The following is a 16585-nucleotide window of genomic DNA, read 5'->3' on the forward strand; positions in this document are numbered from 1 at the left end:
CTATCAAATTACAAATTTTTAAGTATTACTTATACTCATATTGAATTGAATTACTCACCTTACCCTCTTCATTAATAACCGATATATTTACTGTACCTGCTGCATGAGCTGGTGAACTAGCTCTAACGTAGGTAGTGCTAAAGTAGTTCATAAGTGGAACTTGCTTTCCATCAATTATCAATTTCATATTTGCAGTAAAATTCTCTCCATATATATACATATATTGTCCTCCAGCCGTTGGTCCACTTGCTACCTTAAGTCCAGTAAGGACACAAACTGGTAACTCTGGTTTAGGATTATAGGTAAAATTAATTGAAGATGTTTTACCTGTTGAATTATTTGTTACAACTATTGTAACTACTCCTGGAGCTTTTCCTTCCGGCATACTCACTATTCTAATATATCCACTATTCATAAAAGTTACATTTACTGGTATACCATCTACAGTAACCACTAAATCATTCTCAAAGTTTTTCCCATATAAAGACAAAGCATATTTTCCAGAAATATCTCCACTTGTTATAGATAATGAATTAACTTCTAATTCCGGGATAATATATGTGTATGCAGCATTGCTTGTTGCCTTTTGCCCATCTGGATTTACTACTTCCACATCTACTGAACCTTCATTTATAGTTGCTGGCATTAAAATTCTAAACCTAGTTGCTCCATAGAAGTTAGCTATATTTACTTCTATGCCACCAATCGTAACTTTTAAACCTGGTTGAAAACCCGTTCCATTTATAGTAACCAGCTCTCCCCCCTTAATTAATCCACTATTTTGTGATAAACTTGTTATGGTTGGGGCTGCTAGTTTAGGTGGCTCATTATAAGTATACCCACCTGTTAGTGTAACGCTTTGTCCATCTGGGTTCGTTACTACTACATCTGTTGTTCCTGGTTTCTCTCCCATTGGCATTAAAATTCTAAACCTAGTTGCTCCATAAAAATTAGCTATATTTGCTTCTATTCCTCCAATAGTAACTTTTAATCCTGGTTGAAAACCCGTTCCATTTATAATAACCAGATCTCCACCCTTAATAAGTCCACTATTTTGCGATATACTTGTTATGGTTGGGGCTGCTATTTTAGGCGGCTCATTATAAGTATATGCACCTATTAATGTAAAACTTTGGCCATCTGGGTTTGTTACTATTACATCTTTTGTCCCTGAGTTCTCTCCCGCTGGAATTATAACTCTAAACTTAGTTGCTCCATAAATCATATTTATTTTTGCTTCTATACCTCCAATAGTAAGTTTTAATCCTTGTTGAAAATCCGTTCCAATTATTACTACTAAATCGCCACCCGCAAGCATACCATTGTTTTGTGATAAGCTTGTAATAGTTGGTGCTGCAGGTTTTGGTGGCTCATTATAAGTGTATCCGCCTGCTAATGCAACACTTTGTCCATCTGGATTTGTTACTACTACATCAACTGCTCCGACCTTTAAACTCTTAGGTATTTTTACTGATATTGCTGTACTATCTTTAAACGTTACATTTTCTCCATCTACTCCACCTATTTTTACTGTGACTCCTTGCTTAAATTCACTTCCAGTAATTAATACTGTATTTTCTGCATCTAATAGTCCACTATTAGGCGTTATTGCTATAATGCTTGGTTCTGGTAATTTAAGGTAAGTATATGCTGCTGCTAATATACCACTTTGACCATCTAGATTTGTTACTTTTACATCTACTACACCCGCTTTTGAAGCTTGGGGTATTGTAATACGTATCTTATTTTCTCCATAGAAATTAACAATATTGGCTTCTATATCTCCAATAGTAACCTTACTTCCTATTTGGAATCCAGTTCCGTTAATAGTCACCAAGTCTCCACCTGTAACTAATCCACTGTTTGGCAATAAAGTTGTTACTGTTGGTGCTGCAGGTTTTGGTGGCTCATTATAAATGTATCCACCTGCTAATGTAACACTTTGTCCATCTGGATTTGTTACTTTTACATCGACTGCACCCACTTTTGAAGCTTGGGGTATTGTAATACGCATCTTATTTTCTCCATAGAAATTAACAATATTGGCTTCTATATCTCCAATAGTAACTTTACTTCCTATTTGGAATCCAGTTCCGTTAATAGTCACCAAGTCTCCACCTGTAACTAATCCACTGTTTGGTGATAAAGTTGTTACGGTTGGTGCTGCTGGTTTTGGTGGCTCATTATAAGTGTATCCACCTGCTAATGTAACACTTTGTCCATCTGGATTTGCTACTACTACATCAACTGCTCCAGGCTTCGTACACTTTGGTATTTTTACCGATATTGTTGTACTATCTTTAAACGTAACATTTTCTCCATCTACTGCACCTATTTTTACTGTGGCTCCTTGCTTAAATTCACTTCCAGTAATTAATACTGTATTTCCTGCGTCTAATAGTCCACTATTAGGTGTTATTGCTTTAATACTTGGTTCTGGTAATTTAATATAAGTATATCCTGCTGCTAATATACCGCTTTGCACATCTGGATTTGTTACTTTTACATCTACTATACCCACTTTTGTAGTTTGTGGTATTTTAATTCGTAAACTAGTTTCTCCATAGAAATTAACAATATTGGCTTCTATATCTCCAATAGTAACTTTACTTCCTATTTGGAATCCAGTTCCGTTAATAGTCACCAAGTCTCCACCTGTAACTAATCCACTGTTTGGTGATAAAGTTGTTACGGTTGGTGCTGCTGGTTTTGGTGGCTCATTATAAGTGTATCCACCTGCTAATGTAACACTTTGTCCATCTGGATTTGCTACTACTACATCAACTGCTCCAGGCTTTGTACACTTTGGTATTTTTACCGATATTGTTGTACTATCTTTAAACGTGACATTTTCTCCATCTACTGCACCTATTTTTACTGTGGCTCCTTGCTTAAATTCACTTCCAGTAATTAATACTGTATTTCCTGCGTCTAATAGTCCACTACTAGGTGTTATTGCTTTAATACTTGGTTTTGGCATCCCATCATAAGTAAATGCATTAACCTTCACTACCTTTGAACCATCTTCATTGGTTATGGTAATATCTACATTACCGCTTACATCCCCTTGTGGACTCATGGTATAAAGCAATGTAGGATTTTTGTATATGGTATTTAATGCATCTTTATTCCCAAACTTAACCTTTACACCATTATAAAAGTTACTTCCCTTAATAATAACAATTGTGTTCCCAGCTATTGGTCCTTGATTTGGCTCTACACTTGTTATTAATGGATCTGCAAAGTAACGATATTGTACTTCACCAAATTTCCCATCAGTATTTGTTACCTTTACGGCTACAGTTCCTCTTGCTCCTGCTGGAACCGTTACTTTTATTTCATTTTCACTCACTAAAGTAACCTTTGTTGCTTTTACAGTTCCAAATGTTACATTTGCTCCTAGGCGGAACTTAGCACCTTTAATTGTTACTTCATTTCCTCCAGCTATTTCTCCATTATTAGCTTCTATAGTGTTAATAATAGGTGCTGGATATCCTACTTCTATCGACGGATTTACAACATCAAATTTTCTATCCGCATTTGTATAATCCTTATAGGTAGCATATGTTTCGGATGCTACTTTATAGCTACCTACTACTATATCTTTTTTAGGTCTAATTTTATAAGTAAAATTTAATGTATCATCTTTTATTTCTGTTAAATTCCAGGATATTTCATTCCCCACTATAGTTGGTTTAGGTATATTGCTATCAGCAGAACCTGGAACTATTTCAAATTCTGGGGATACAACATCTTTTACTTTTACATTATAAATACTAGGTTTTTTTATTTGTTGTTCAATTGCTCTATATTTTTCTTCTAATTGACCACTACTATACGCAAAGTAATGATGTTCCTTGGTTGTTGCCATCTCTTTCATAACTTTACTTGCTTCACTAGTATCATCTATAACATCTTGATGTAAAAGTGCTAGTGTATAAAAAACTATACCTGCATCTTTTGCTTCTTTAGCTGCTTGTTTAGCATTATTAAATGCTGCTAAAGCGGAACCCCCATCATCATTAGCTCCACCATCTGTCATTATAATTATTACAGGTTGAGCCTCTGGTCTGTGATTAGCAAGCATTCTAGTCGCTCTTCTTACAGCATCTGCTGTACAAGTACCACCACCTTCTTTTATTCCTCCTATATAACTCTTTAAGGAATCTTTATCATGAGTTAGTGGAAGTTCCTTAGTAACACTAGTTGAACTAAAATCAACTATACCTACTTGATGTTTGGTCATATCCATTACATCAAGAAAAGTTTGTGCTGAAGTTCTAGCTGCGTCCATCTTGTAATAATTGCAGCCTTCAAAACCATTTGCCATACTTCCAGATTTGTCAATAATTAATATAACGTCATTAGGCTTTACCTCGCTAACAGGAGGTGCCCCTTTAACTGTTAATGTTACTGTTGCTTCCTGCTCTGTAGTCATTTTAGCCATGTCAACAGTCTTAGTTGCTTTTACATAGTCTTCTGCTGCTTTTACGGTATTCATTGGAATAAGTAACGTGAATAAGTAAATCAATACTAACAGTCGTGAACAATGCTTTTTAACTTTCATACCTTTATCCCCCTTAATTTTTATGGTAGTGTAAAAAAGGCAACAGCAGATTGCCATTACCTTTTTAAAATGTTGGCAAATGGGCCATCTTACTAAATATATAATCAATGAAGACCCATAGTTTTCCCAATAATTAGCTTGTGTACAGCTAAGAATTCACTTGTATTTCTATTTTAATAATTCTAATATCTTTTGAGGAGTCTGATTTGCTTGCATAAGCATAGATTGAGATGCTTGCATTAAAATACCATTTTTTGAAAAACTCATCATTTCCTTTGCCATGTCAACATCTCTAATTCTAGATTCAGCTGCTTGTACATTTTCGGACGCATTATTTAAATTAGTCATTGCATGCTCTAAAGCATTTTGTACTGCACCTAACTTACTTCTTTCCCCTGATACTGTTTTTAACGCTCCATTTATAGTTGATATGTCAACAATAGGATTAAATGGAACAGTTATTGGACCAAACATAGTCGTTGGAAGTCCAAGTGTTATATTATCCAATGGGTCTATAGTTAAACTCATTTGCTGCTGTGAATCTGCACCAATTTGAAATTTATTATCAAACAAAGACCCATCAATTAATTTTTTTTCATTAAAACTTGTTGTTTCACTTATTTTGTCCATACCTTCTAATAACTGAATCACTTCTAAATCTATATTATCTCTATCTTCCTTAATGTTAGTATCATTTTCTCTCTGCACCCAAAGCTCTCTTATTCTTTGCAAGCTGCCATTCAGTTCTTGCATAGCACCTTCTGCTGTTTGCACAAGAGACACTGCGTCTTGAGCATTTCGTGAAGCTTGGTCCAATCCTCTTATTTGGGATTTCATTTTCTCAGATATAGATAACCCCGCTGCATCATCTCCAGCTTTGTTAATTCTAAGCCCTGAGGATAGTTTTTCAGAGGAGCTACTTACTTTAATCGATTTTTCATTAGCAGAATTCATCGCCTTAGTAGCATTGATATTGTGAGCAATTATCATAATTATACCTCCACACTCTTTCTGTCATATATATACAAATCACAACTGAAATCCGATATATAAAAAATAGTTAGAGCATAGCTCTAACTATTTTTTAATCAGGCTACTTATATTATCTTAATAATTGAAGTACGCCTTGTGGTGCTTGATTAGCTTGTGCAAGCATAGCTTGTGCAGCTTGAGATAATATATTTGTCTTTGAGAAATTCATCATTTCTTTAGCCATGTCTACATCTCTTATTCTAGACTCTGCTGCTTGTACATTTTCTGAAGCATTATTTAAATTAGTAATAGTATGCTCTAATCTATTTTGCCAAGCTCCTAAAGTAGATCTTCCTTTAGATACCTTTTTTAATTGAGTCTCTACTGTTGAAATTAAAGCAGTAGCTTTAGCTGCAGTACTAACATTACCAACCGATAATTTTCCAACTGCAGTACTAATAGTAGATAGGTCTATTCCTGATATTGTAAAATCTAAATCCATTAATTGGCCTTTATCTGCTCCAACTTGAATCTGAGCTGTACCAGCAGATGAATCTAATAATTTCTTTTCATTGAAAGTAGTATTATCTTTAATTCTACTTATCTCTTTTCCTAATTCACCTATCTCTAAAGCTATAGAACCTCTATCTGCTGTAACATTTGTATCATTTGAAGCCTGTACAGCTAGTTCTCTCATTCTTTGAAGTATAGAATGAACTTCGTTTAATCCACCTTCTGCTGTTTGAATCATAGAAATACCATCTTGTGAGTTTCTTGAAGCTTGGTCTAATCCTCTAACTTGTGCTCTCATTTTTTCAGAGATTGAAAGTCCTGCAGCGTCATCACCAGCTCTGTTTATTCTTAAACCTGAGCTTAATTTTTCCATAGCTTTTCCTGCTGTAACATTGTTAGCAGTAAAGTTCCTGTGAGCATTCATTGCGTTCATATTGTGATTGATTATCATAATAAATTCCTCCTTGAGTTTTAAGTGTACTTCCTTGCACACTAGTTTTTTATTTATTTAAAAGTCTTACGACTATTAAAACAACCTATTAGTTTGCTAAATTATTTATTTTTTTCAACTTCTAATATTATATCGTAGGTTAAATTGTAAACTTTATAGTTTTTTTAAATATTTTTATACTTTTTTAAGTTATTTTTATTTATTATTAAATTCAGTCCATTTATCTTCTTCATATTAAGTGTTATTTTAAAACAATGGTCAATTGTCACCCGTTAAGGTGTAAATCATATTTGTTTATTAAATGTGCCTGAATTAACATAAAAACTTTTATTATAATTATTATTAGCATTTTTAGTTATTTGTATCTTATCTAATTGTTCCTTTGTGTCCTCTTTCTTTAATTTCATCAATTCTGATAATTTCTGCTGTATATTTAATATATCTAGTTCATTACATACCATTGTAAATTCTTCAGTACTATATTGTAGTTTTTCCATATTTTCAATAATCACTTGTCTACTATCCAATAAAAAATCTAATTTGTTAATTTCATCACGCTGCAACGCGCTAATAATTTCAATAGTTACCCGCTTGAATTCTACTAACATTTGTGTCAATTCTTTCATAAGAACTTCTCCATTCTATAGATTTTACAATGAATTTACTGCCCTCCACCTAATTGTTTTGTTAACCAACTTGATTGTGAGTTTAATTGAGTCATTGCTTTTTCTAATTTTGAAAACCGAGTATAATAATTTGTTTCTCTTTCCTCAAATTTTCTGTTTAACTCACTAATATACTTATCCTTTTCTTTCATTTGTTTTGATAAAATATTGTCGGATTCTGTAGTATTCCCTTTTATACCTGCTTTTTTAAGTAATATCGCTTTGCCGCCAAAGGGATTAGTATAATCTTGCACTATATCATCTAATCTTTGGAATATCCCTTTTTCCTTATAATCTGTACTAGATTTGCTCAATAAATCAACCACTTGAGTTCCATTACTTTTCAAAGCTTCAGAAAATTTATTTTTTGCCTGCTCTGCTGTTAAAGTAGGATCAATAATAATTTTCCCCCTTAGTGTAGTTTCCTTTGAAGTAGTAAACCCTAAATCTTTCAGACCAATGGCACCTACACCTACAGGTTCAAAGAAAGCTCTTCTCATTGAAGTTAACATATCACTCAGGCTGCTGTCTCCTTTAATTAAACCTTCTTTGGCTTTATCTTCCCATGCTTTTATTTCCTCTGGTTTCATACTTGTCTTTTGATCATCCGTTAAAGGAGTGTAACTATAATTTTTCCTTGCGTCTATTTTGCCGTTTACTTTGTCAATAAGTTCATTATATTTGGTTATAAATCCCAATATTTTATCATAGGTTTTATCTGTGTTTGCTGTTACTGACAAAGTAGTTGCTCCTATTGCTTTTAATGAGTAATTAATTCCATCTATGGCAAAATCATTTGTTTCTTTTGTAGTGACTGCAATGGCAACTCCGCCTGGTGGCGTTATACTTAAAACCGCATTATTCCCCTGTTTTTTAGCACCATTAATGTTTAATGCCGTCAATAATCCTGCTGTATCAGATATTTCTAAAGTAGCTGTTGTCCCTTGTTTTTTTGTTTCGAAGGAAAAACTGTGCGTAAGTTCACTAAACCTTGCAATTACAGTTCCATTTGTTGAGCTGTTGATTTTGTTAGTAAATTGTTGAATTGTCATACTATTATCAACAGGTATTACTGTTCCATTCACAGTTAATGTACCAGCAGTTACACCTAGAGTGGATAATATTGTACTATTTGTTACAGTATCACCCAAAGTTGCAGTACTTTCACTTTTAGCACCTGCAGCTAGTTTCGTTACATTTACAGTATAATTTCCCGACACAGCCCCAACATTAGCCGTAGCTGTTGTCTTTGTTGGATCAGTGCTTGTAATTTCGCAGGCTGTGTAATTCTTTTGCATTAATAAATTGTCATCTGGCTTTACACTATCTAAATATGAATTTTTTAGCCCTCTAATATCAGTTATAATATCCCTATACATATCCTGCTTCCACTGCATCACTTGTTTGTCTTGCTTTTGCTTATCTACTCTCATACGATAAGGCTGCATCATTTGCTTTATTAGTGCATCTGTATCCAGTCCAGTAGCCATTCCAGTAAATCTAATCTTGCTCATATATTATTACACCGCCTATTTTATTTTCCACCTTTGGATGACTTATACGCCTCGTTCCAAGTATCCCTGACCGCTTCAATTAGTGGAATTATTTCATTCATAATTTCTGCATCTTTTTTAATATTAGCATCTGTAAGTCGTCCTGCTATAAAGTCATAAATATCCATTAAACTCTGTGCCCATTCTCCACCTTTATCTACATCTAAAGTTGCCATTAACTCATAAAATATATTTTGAGTTTTTATAAGGTTTTCATGAGCTTTTTTAACATCTTTATCTAAAATACCTTGTCTACCTATTTTTGAAAATTTTACAGCTCCATCCACAAGCATTAGAAGTAGCTGCTCTTTTGATGCGAAGTTTACGCTATTGTTTTTGTAAGTACTGAATGCATTTGCATGTGCGTTCATTGTCATATTCCTTCACCTCTATTTTTTAGTATCTATAAAATTCCCAATGTTTCTTTGTTCTTTATCTAAATTTTCTTTAAAAACCTCTATATCATATTGATTGTCTTTAAATGCTGATACAGTTATTTTATGATCTTTCTTATATTTTAAAAGCTTGTCTTTAAATTGATCATAGGATTTTGAATTATCTTTAGGGTTCCTATCTTTATTTACAGATATTGAGTCTTTTCTATGAACTACATCTGACTTTGTTGTATTTTTAACTCTCTGTCTTATTTCAACATCAATTTTATTTAATTTAAATTCCATAATAGCCCTCCTATCCTTATTCTATAGGGTTACGTTTTTTAAAATTGTTCACCTTGATTAATGGCTTAAGCCTTTTTATCTACAAAAACGCCCGCCTTTTCGCACATTTCAACTACCATATCAAGTATTTTTTCTGATGGAATTTCTTTTATCACTTCATTAGTTTTGTTATTAACTATTCTTATAATGATTTGGTTAAGTACATCATGCTTTTGATATTCCAGGTGAGTATCTTCCCCCATTAAAAAATTATTTATTTTATTTACTGCATTTTCCACCTCTTTTTCATAATTGTCTTTTTCACTTTTTGAATTTTTGATTTCATTAGTATTTGAACCCTTACCCATTTCTAAAGCTTTATAAATCTTTTCTAAATCTGCTGTTCTACTATTAATAGCCCCAATATTCATGTTTGATTCCCCCAATTTATTTCTTTAATTTTTCTAAAGCTGATACATCAAAAACCATAGCCCTATGGTTTTCATCTGTAACTTCTTTGTAAAGTTCACTCCTTAAAATGCCAATTTCTCTTGGTGCATTTATAGCGATTTTTACTGTTCCATTTTCAATCTTAATTATGGTTATTTCTACATCTTCACCTATAAGTAGGGACTCACCTTTTTTTCTACTTATTACTAACATCTATCCATCCCCCTTGTTGTTCTCTACTGTAGATAACAATTACTAATTACTATTAGCCTTATAAAGAGGTTGTTTTATTCTATATTTATCATTATCTAATATTAATTGTTCCCCTAATTTATCTTTTATATTAATAATTATTGGAGCTTTTAAATTAGTAGTCATATTCTCAATATTTGAATTTAAAGTTACTGTAGTTAACACTAATACTTCTTCCGGCGTAGCTATTTGGAGCTCTTTTATATAGGTGTCTGGTATTTTAAATTCATAATCCGCCGCGATGGTAAAAGGAGATACCAAAACTAAGCCAACTTCAACATCTTCAATTGATTGTAATATACTAAAAGCTGTATTACTTTCTAATGGTAAAATTATGAAGTTTTTTAGTTGTTTAAATCCCGGCAACCCTTTTTTGAACACTATGACATCATCATCACTATATTCTATAACTCCATGGTACTTAGTAACTAACTCCATATTACAAATTCACTCCTTTAGTAAAAATCATTTTTCTCTTAATTTTTGACTTTTCACTATCAATTTTCAATTGTAAACTTTAAAATTCACCTATCTTAGATAATCAAGTAATGAAGGCATAAGTACCCTAGCACTAGTTTGAAGCGATGCTGCATAAACGGTTTGCATAGTAGCATATTCCATTGTCTTTTCTGCAATGTCTATATCTTCTACGCTTGACAGTATCTCTGTCATATTAAAATTAGCCTCTATATTTCTATTTTCAGCACTTTCCATCCTATTTTGTTTTGCCCCAGCTTGGGTACGTAACTTTAATATATTAGTCATAGAGTCTTTAATTCCTTGCAAGTCTGTAGTTGTCAATTTTTCTACGTCACCCGGCACAGTAGAATCAAGATGACTAGTAATGTTTTTAAAAAGATCCATAAGATTATTAGTACCCGCTCCATAGTTTATAACTTCTGCTGCTGTAGTATTATAGTCCATAGTTACGCCTTGTGATACTTCAACTAAGAGCTTTGATCGTATTTGGTCATACTCTGTTTTACCTGGTTCATTGATAATATCTAATGTTCCTCCACCATTCTTAGAATATATTAATTGCGTATTGGTAGTCGTAGTAGGAGGAATAGTAGGAGGAATAGTAGGAGTAGTAACTCTAATTGCATCGGTAGGTTTAGTAGTTCCCCTTGTACCCCCAAAAATATACTTACCATCAAAAGTTGTATTTACTATTTGTGAAAATTCTGCTATTTTTTCATTTATTTCATCCTTAATAGCTTTTCTTTGATCAACATTGTACCCAGGATCTCCAACAGATATTAAAAGTTCTTCAATTCTTCCAACTACCTTTCCTGCTTGCCCTAATGCTGCATCTGTTGTATCAAGCCATTTCGTTGAATCTTTAATATTACTATTATATTGTTTATTTGCATCTATCTCTGAATGCATTTGCATTATCCTAGAAGCTTTAAAAGGGTCATCCGAAGCTTTTCTTATTTGCTTACCCGAAGCCGTTTGATTTTGCAATGTTCTAAGATTATCTAAATTGGTTCTCATGTCTCTTAAAAAATTATTCGAAAGCATTTTATTTGTTACTCTCATATCTTCACCCCTTAATTATTACCTGTAAGTTCTTGTATTTATTTTTTCAATCCATTAATAACCACATCTAGAAGTTCATCAACTGTTGAAATAATCTTTGCATTAGCTTGATAAGCATGTTGAAATTGAATCATATTAGCCATTTCCTCATCCAATGATACACCTGATATAGAAGTTCTTGATTCCTCTAAGCTTGAAAGTAGTGCATTATGATTCTTTACAATTCTCTTAGCCTCCTGCGTATCAACAGCTAATTTGTTTATTATATCTGTAAAATATCCACCAACAGTCATTCCATTTAAATCGGACTTAATCACTTTCACTCCTAAAGTAGCATCAATATCAAATTTACCTGACAAAAATTGTGCTCTAGTTTTCCCTGGATCTATGCTTTGAATCTCTAACCTCACATCTCTAAGTTGTGCAATAGCTATTGCTCTCATTTTATCATTTGCTGCATTTTTTGATGGATCATTATCTGTTCCAGTATTAATAAGCATAACATTATCAAGAATCTTTTTGTTAATAGAAATATTACCTGCTGTAATGTCTTTTTCTCCTGATGCCGTAGGATCTACACCATTAACAAAAAACAGTTCAGTACCCGTAGGGGCGTTGGCGTCGTCATTGCCGCTATGCACCGCATTTATAGAAAATGCAATACTCTTAGCTAGACCATTTAACTTATCCACATATTTGTCAATATCTGCCTGTACAGACATGTAGCCTTTTAGCTCTCCCTTTTCGGGCTTAAAAAGTGTTAATTCTGTATAATTTGCACCACTTGGACTTCCATCTGCTTTAATAGGATTTCCGTCCTTATCTGCCCAAAGTACTCTACATTGATCTAGTTCTTTACGTTGAGTATCATCTAATTTCATGGTTATACTTGCTTCATTTTTTATATCACCGTTTTTATAATAAGTTACTTTATAACTAGGTGGTACTGTAACTACAGTCTTATCTAGCACAATGCTACTAACATAAGAAAGTCTGCTTACTTTATCATCAGGGTTACTTCTTACAAAGTAAAGGTCTTTAGTTGGATCTGCCCCGCCTACATTGTCAGTAGCTTTTAAATCCTCACCCGCTAATGTTTTTTTATCTATAGTTATACCAAACTTTATGCTTAGTTCATCTACTAATAAATCTCTTTTATCCATTAAATCATTAGGTTCATTTCCACCAACTTTTACACTTCTAATCTGTTTATTTAATTCATTTATTTGATCAAGCATATTGTTTACATCCACTACATTCTGCTTAATAACCTCTTGGGTATTTCCTTTTAATTTTGTCAATTGATTATAAGTATTGTTTAATTCATCAGTCAAAGCTTTGGATTGTTGTGCCACTATAGTTCTTGAATTTGAATTTTCTGGATGTTTGGATAGTTCCTGCCAAGACTCAAAAACCTTTCCTATTAATTTTGACACACCAGTGTCCGTAGGCTCATTCATAATATTTTCAACCTCTACTAAAAACCTTTCTCGTCCTTCATACCAGCCCTTTGTTCCATTTTCGGTTCTTACTTGATAATCTAAAAAGCTATCTCTAATTCTTGTTATGGAGGAAACCTGTACACCAGTACCTAATTGGCCTGGTCCGATAGAATTGTTCATACTTGGCATTGCAAATGGTCTTGTAGTTTCCATATTAGCTCTTTGCCTTGAATAGCCTACTGTATTAGCATTTGCTATGTTGTGACTTGTTACATCGAGAGCCTTTTGTTGAGCACTCATGCCTCTTTTGGCTACGTTAAAAGTTCCAAATAATCCTGACATCTTTCTCACCTCATACTATTTCTTTACTTTGCCATAGGCATTGTAAGTTGTTGTTTCACGTGCTGGATTTAATACGTTTAAAATCCTATTTGTAAAGTTAAGTCCTTGTTTTATAAGTAATTCGTTTGTGTCCTTTTGTAGCACCACTTCTTGTAATAGTCGCTTGATTTTATAATAATTACTCTCAAGTTCTGCATCTTTAAGTTCTTCAATTATCTCAGTCATAGCCCTGTTTTGTGTAAGTTCTCTACGTTGAACTTCCATATGTGCTATATTTTTATTAGCCTCTTTGATCTTTCCAACACAAGTTTCCATTCCAAAAATATCATTAACAACTATACATCCATGTTGCTCTTCAAGTACTAGTAAAAGCACTCCCACAGCTTCTATTTCCTGTATCATAACCCCATTTAGTTTTTGCATCATAACTAAATATCTCTCCCTTTAATAATATCAATCATTTTTTTAGCTGTTGATGTTGAATCCATCTTGTAGGTACCCTGCATTACTTCATTTCTGATAACTTCTATGGTATCTTTTGAATTAAGTGATTTGCCTTCTAATGATAATGAACTAAGAGTTTTTCCCACTGAGGATAACTCTACTGTATCTTTTTTTGAAACCGGTGTCTTTGCTTCCATTTTAGATGTATTGTTTTTATAGAAACTAACAACATTATTTTTCACTCCATCTATTTTCATTATTATCCACTCCTAGCTTTTTGTAACTTTAAGCCTAGATGCAATTCTATCTATTTCTATTATCGTATATAATCTTTCAAAGTTTATACAGTATTTAGTTATAATCTAATTTTTAAAGACTATTTTGCTATATATATTTATTATTAGCTAAAATCGCTTATAATTTAGCAACCACACTTTATAAAGTACAATATAAAAAAGGAATAAATTGAATTTATTCCTTTTTTATATTGTAGGTAATTAGAAAACTTACAATTTTAATATTTGACGCTTTTTCATTTATTGTACCAAGGCTTTAACTCTTTCTTCACCACTAATTATACTAGTAATTCTAACTCCAAAATTCTCATCTACAACTACCACTTCGCCGTAGGCTACTTTTTTTCCGTTTACTAATATATCTACTGGCTCCTCTGCTAACTTATCAAGTTCAATTAGTGATCCAGTTCCCAAATTCAAAATATCCCTAATGTTCTTTTTAGTTTTCCCAAGCACTACAGAAATTTCTAGTGGAACATCTAATATTATGTCAATGTTTCTAGTAGGATTATGAAGTGGAGCTTGGGTTAGAGGTTTAAAAGCTGCTTGCCTAACTTCTACTTGTGGTTGCGGCCTTTCAATAGGTTTTGTATTATACTCCGGCTGAGTCGGTGCCATGGTATATGCCACTTCCTGCTCTGCTGAATTATTTACCGGAGTTTGTTTTGGTTCTGGAGTTTCAATTTCACTATAGGTGGTATCTACTTTAGGAGCTTCTTCAATTTGTTCTGTGCCCATCATGATATCTACTATTTTTTTAGCAGTTTCTATAGGAAGTACTTGCATTATAACACTATCAATCAAATCACCAATTTTCATTTTAAAAGCTACCTGAACAATTTCTTGATTTTCGTCTATACTATCACTTAAAGGTGAAGTAGAATCGTCCCATATCTTAGACTGTGGAGGTGAAATATTTACTTCTCTTGCAAACATTGTTGCCATAGCTGTTGCAGCAGAACCAATCATCTGATTCATAGCCTCTGAGACAGCACTAATTTCAATTTCTGACAAGTCAGATTTCCCGTTTATTTTGCCATCTCCGCCCATCATTAAACTAGCTATAATTGCTGCATCATCAGTCTTTATCACTAAGAGGTTCCCCCCTGAAATTCCACTTGTAAACTTAACATCTAAAGCAATATTAGGGACTTCAAAGTTAGATCTTAAATTTCTAAGTGTATTTACTGATACTATTGGTGTTGCAATGTTAACTGGTTGACCTACTATAGTGGAAAGAGCTGTAGATGCTGATCCCATAGAAATATTTCCAACTTCACCCAATAAATCTTTCTCTATATCAGAAAGTTCAAATTTCTGTATAGTTTCAGAACTTGTGCCGCCTCCGTTTAAGAGTGCGTCGATTTCTTCTTGCGAAAGAAAGCCGTTACTCATAATTTCTCACATCCTTATCTATTATATCTAATATCTCAATTCCTCTGTTTTTACCTATAGTACCAGGTTTACCAATATAACATAATTGTTCTTCAACAAATACTTTAATTGGGCTAGTACTTGAATTATCTAATGTAATTACATCCCCTTCATTTAATTGTAAAAATTCATTTACAGTAATATTTGTTGAACCTAGCATTCCTGTAATTGGAACACTTACTATATTTAATCGCTGTTTTAATTTATTTCTAGATTCAGTGACAACTTCCTCGTCATTTTCTCTAAACCAATATTGAACAACTAGTTTATCAAGTACTTTTTCAATACTTAAATAAGGTATACAAATATTTATGAAAGTGTTACTATTACCCATTTCCACCGAAAAAGTAATTAGTGCAACTGGTTCATTTGGTGCAAGAGTTTGATTAAGTGCAGGGTTAGTTTCTAATGCCTCAATCTCTGGTTCTACGTCCAAAACATCTTCCCAAGCAAGTTTCAAATTAGCTATAAGTCCAGCATTAACATTTCTTAATATGTTTTTATCTATATCAGAAAATTCTTTGATTTTATACTTTCTGCTCCCCATACCGCCCAAAAGTATATCGATTATTTGAAAAGAAAATTGAGGATTAGTTTCAAATAATATAGAACCACTTAAAGGTGGCATTTTAAATATAGTTAAAACTGTAGGGTTAGGAATTGAATGAATAAATTCTTCATAGGTTATTTGCTGAATACTTTCAATTTTAACCTTTACATTATTTCTTAACTGTGCGGATAAATAACTTGATATTATTCTACCATAATTATCATGAATGAGCTCAAGCGTTCTCAGATGATCTTTTGAGAATTTTTGAGGACTTCTAAAATCATATAATTTAATTTTATGCTTTTCCTCTTCAACCGGGAGCTGATCTGGTTCAATTTCCCCAGAAGAGAGGGCAGATAAAAGTGAATCTATTTCACTTTGTGATAATACTTCTGCCATATTTCTACCTCACTTCTCCGTTAATAGTACTTAGAATACACCTTTTAATTTTCG

The 16585-nt window shown here is 33.0% G+C and carries 16 protein-coding genes; all 16 read right to left on the minus strand.

The window, feature by feature from the left end; all coding sequences use genetic code 11:
- Window positions 1-25: 25 nt before the first annotated feature.
- Window positions 26-4567, minus strand: coding sequence for an IPT/TIG domain-containing protein (locus KPL50_RS02155; RefSeq protein WP_216296777.1), 4542 nt, complete (start codon window positions 4565-4567; stop codon window positions 26-28).
- Window positions 4568-4735: 168 nt separating this feature from the next.
- Window positions 4736-5557, minus strand: coding sequence for a flagellin (locus KPL50_RS02160; protein WP_216296778.1), 822 nt, complete (start codon window positions 5555-5557; stop codon window positions 4736-4738).
- 112 nt (window positions 5558-5669) lie between these two features.
- Entirely contained in the window at window positions 5670-6503 is an 834-nt protein-coding gene (locus KPL50_RS02165; protein WP_216296779.1) for a flagellin, read from the minus strand.
- A 284-nt stretch (window positions 6504-6787) separates the two neighbouring features.
- Window positions 6788-7129 carry a hypothetical protein gene (locus KPL50_RS02170; RefSeq protein ID WP_216296780.1) on the minus strand — a complete coding sequence of 114 codons (342 nt, stop codon included), beginning with the start codon at window positions 7127-7129 and terminating at the stop codon, window positions 6788-6790.
- A 35-nt stretch (window positions 7130-7164) separates the two neighbouring features.
- The gene (fliD, locus tag KPL50_RS02175) at window positions 7165-8682 is read right to left on the minus strand and encodes a flagellar filament capping protein FliD (protein ID WP_216296781.1); all 1518 of its coding nucleotides are present in this window, start codon (window positions 8680-8682) and stop codon (window positions 7165-7167) included.
- A gap of 20 nt (window positions 8683-8702) precedes the next feature.
- Window positions 8703-9098: a flagellar export chaperone FliS gene (fliS, locus tag KPL50_RS02180; protein ID WP_375372895.1), complete on the minus strand. Its 396-nt coding sequence runs from the start codon at window positions 9096-9098 to the stop codon at window positions 8703-8705.
- Window positions 9099-9110: 12 nt separating this feature from the next.
- Window positions 9111-9401, minus strand: coding sequence for a hypothetical protein (locus KPL50_RS02185; protein WP_216296782.1), 291 nt, complete (start codon window positions 9399-9401; stop codon window positions 9111-9113).
- A 65-nt stretch (window positions 9402-9466) separates the two neighbouring features.
- On the minus strand, window positions 9467-9811 hold the full coding sequence (locus tag KPL50_RS02190) for a flagellar protein FlaG (protein ID WP_253200403.1): 345 nt from the start codon (window positions 9809-9811) through the stop codon (window positions 9467-9469).
- Between the two features lie 16 nt (window positions 9812-9827).
- Window positions 9828-10043, minus strand: a complete 216-nt coding sequence (gene csrA, locus KPL50_RS02195) for a carbon storage regulator CsrA (RefSeq protein WP_216296783.1) — start codon at window positions 10041-10043, stop codon at window positions 9828-9830.
- A gap of 42 nt (window positions 10044-10085) precedes the next feature.
- Entirely contained in the window at window positions 10086-10520 is a 435-nt protein-coding gene (fliW, locus tag KPL50_RS02200) for a flagellar assembly protein FliW (protein WP_216296784.1), read from the minus strand.
- Window positions 10521-10610: 90 nt separating this feature from the next.
- Entirely contained in the window at window positions 10611-11624 is a 1014-nt protein-coding gene (gene flgL, locus KPL50_RS02205; RefSeq protein WP_216296785.1) for a flagellar hook-associated protein FlgL, read from the minus strand.
- A gap of 38 nt (window positions 11625-11662) precedes the next feature.
- On the minus strand, window positions 11663-13408 hold the full coding sequence (gene flgK, locus KPL50_RS02210; RefSeq protein WP_216296786.1) for a flagellar hook-associated protein FlgK: 1746 nt from the start codon (window positions 13406-13408) through the stop codon (window positions 11663-11665).
- Between the two features lie 15 nt (window positions 13409-13423).
- Window positions 13424-13834, minus strand: a complete 411-nt coding sequence (locus tag KPL50_RS02215) for a flagellar protein FlgN (RefSeq protein ID WP_216296787.1) — start codon at window positions 13832-13834, stop codon at window positions 13424-13426.
- 2 nt (window positions 13835-13836) lie between these two features.
- Window positions 13837-14109 (minus strand): flagellar biosynthesis anti-sigma factor FlgM, encoded by a 273-nt coding sequence (locus KPL50_RS02220; protein WP_216296788.1) that lies wholly within the window; start codon window positions 14107-14109, stop codon window positions 13837-13839.
- A 279-nt stretch (window positions 14110-14388) separates the two neighbouring features.
- The gene (gene fliY / locus KPL50_RS02225; protein WP_216296789.1) at window positions 14389-15543 is read right to left on the minus strand and encodes a flagellar motor switch phosphatase FliY; all 1155 of its coding nucleotides are present in this window, start codon (window positions 15541-15543) and stop codon (window positions 14389-14391) included.
- Window positions 15536-16531 (minus strand): flagellar motor switch protein FliM, encoded by a 996-nt coding sequence (gene fliM / locus KPL50_RS02230; protein WP_216296790.1) that lies wholly within the window; start codon window positions 16529-16531, stop codon window positions 15536-15538. Before fliM ends, fliY begins: the two co-directional genes overlap by 8 nt.
- Between the last annotated feature and the right edge of the window lie 54 nt (window positions 16532-16585).

Source organism: Clostridium sp. CF012 (assembly GCF_018861755.1).
GTDB lineage: Bacteria > Bacillota > Clostridia > Clostridiales > Clostridiaceae > Clostridium_AD.

Bases quoted from the DNA above. Each gene is read 5' to 3' on its own strand.
- KPL50_RS02170 (WP_216296780.1), bottom strand. From the start codon at position 7,129: ATGAAAGAATTGACACAAATGTTAGTAGAATTCAAGCGGGTAACTATT.
- KPL50_RS02160 (WP_216296778.1), bottom strand. From the start codon at position 5,557: ATGATAATTGCTCACAATATCAATGCTACTAAGGCGATGAATTCTGCT.
- fliM (WP_216296790.1), bottom strand. From the start codon at position 16,531: ATGGCAGAAGTATTATCACAAAGTGAAATAGATTCACTTTTATCTGCC.
- fliD (WP_216296781.1), bottom strand. From the start codon at position 8,682: ATGAGCAAGATTAGATTTACTGGAATGGCTACTGGACTGGATACAGAT.
- KPL50_RS02185 (WP_216296782.1), bottom strand. From the start codon at position 9,401: ATGGAATTTAAATTAAATAAAATTGATGTTGAAATAAGACAGAGAGTT.
- KPL50_RS02155 (WP_216296777.1), bottom strand. From the start codon at position 4,567: ATGAAAGTTAAAAAGCATTGTTCACGACTGTTAGTATTGATTTACTTA.
- flgK (WP_216296786.1), bottom strand. From the start codon at position 13,408: ATGTCAGGATTATTTGGAACTTTTAACGTAGCCAAAAGAGGCATGAGT.
- KPL50_RS02165 (WP_216296779.1), bottom strand. From the start codon at position 6,503: ATGATAATCAATCACAATATGAACGCAATGAATGCTCACAGGAACTTT.
- csrA (WP_216296783.1), bottom strand. From the start codon at position 10,043: ATGTTAGTAATAAGTAGAAAAAAAGGTGAGTCCCTACTTATAGGTGAA.
- fliW (WP_216296784.1), bottom strand. From the start codon at position 10,520: ATGGAGTTAGTTACTAAGTACCATGGAGTTATAGAATATAGTGATGAT.
- KPL50_RS02220 (WP_216296788.1), bottom strand. From the start codon at position 14,109: ATGAAAATAGATGGAGTGAAAAATAATGTTGTTAGTTTCTATAAAAAC.
- fliY (WP_216296789.1), bottom strand. From the start codon at position 15,543: ATGAGTAACGGCTTTCTTTCGCAAGAAGAAATCGACGCACTCTTAAAC.
- KPL50_RS02190 (WP_253200403.1), bottom strand. From the start codon at position 9,811: ATGAATATTGGGGCTATTAATAGTAGAACAGCAGATTTAGAAAAGATT.
- fliS (WP_375372895.1), bottom strand. From the start codon at position 9,098: ATGACAATGAACGCACATGCAAATGCATTCAGTACTTACAAAAACAAT.
- flgL (WP_216296785.1), bottom strand. From the start codon at position 11,624: ATGAGAGTAACAAATAAAATGCTTTCGAATAATTTTTTAAGAGACATG.
- KPL50_RS02215 (WP_216296787.1), bottom strand. From the start codon at position 13,834: ATGATGCAAAAACTAAATGGGGTTATGATACAGGAAATAGAAGCTGTG.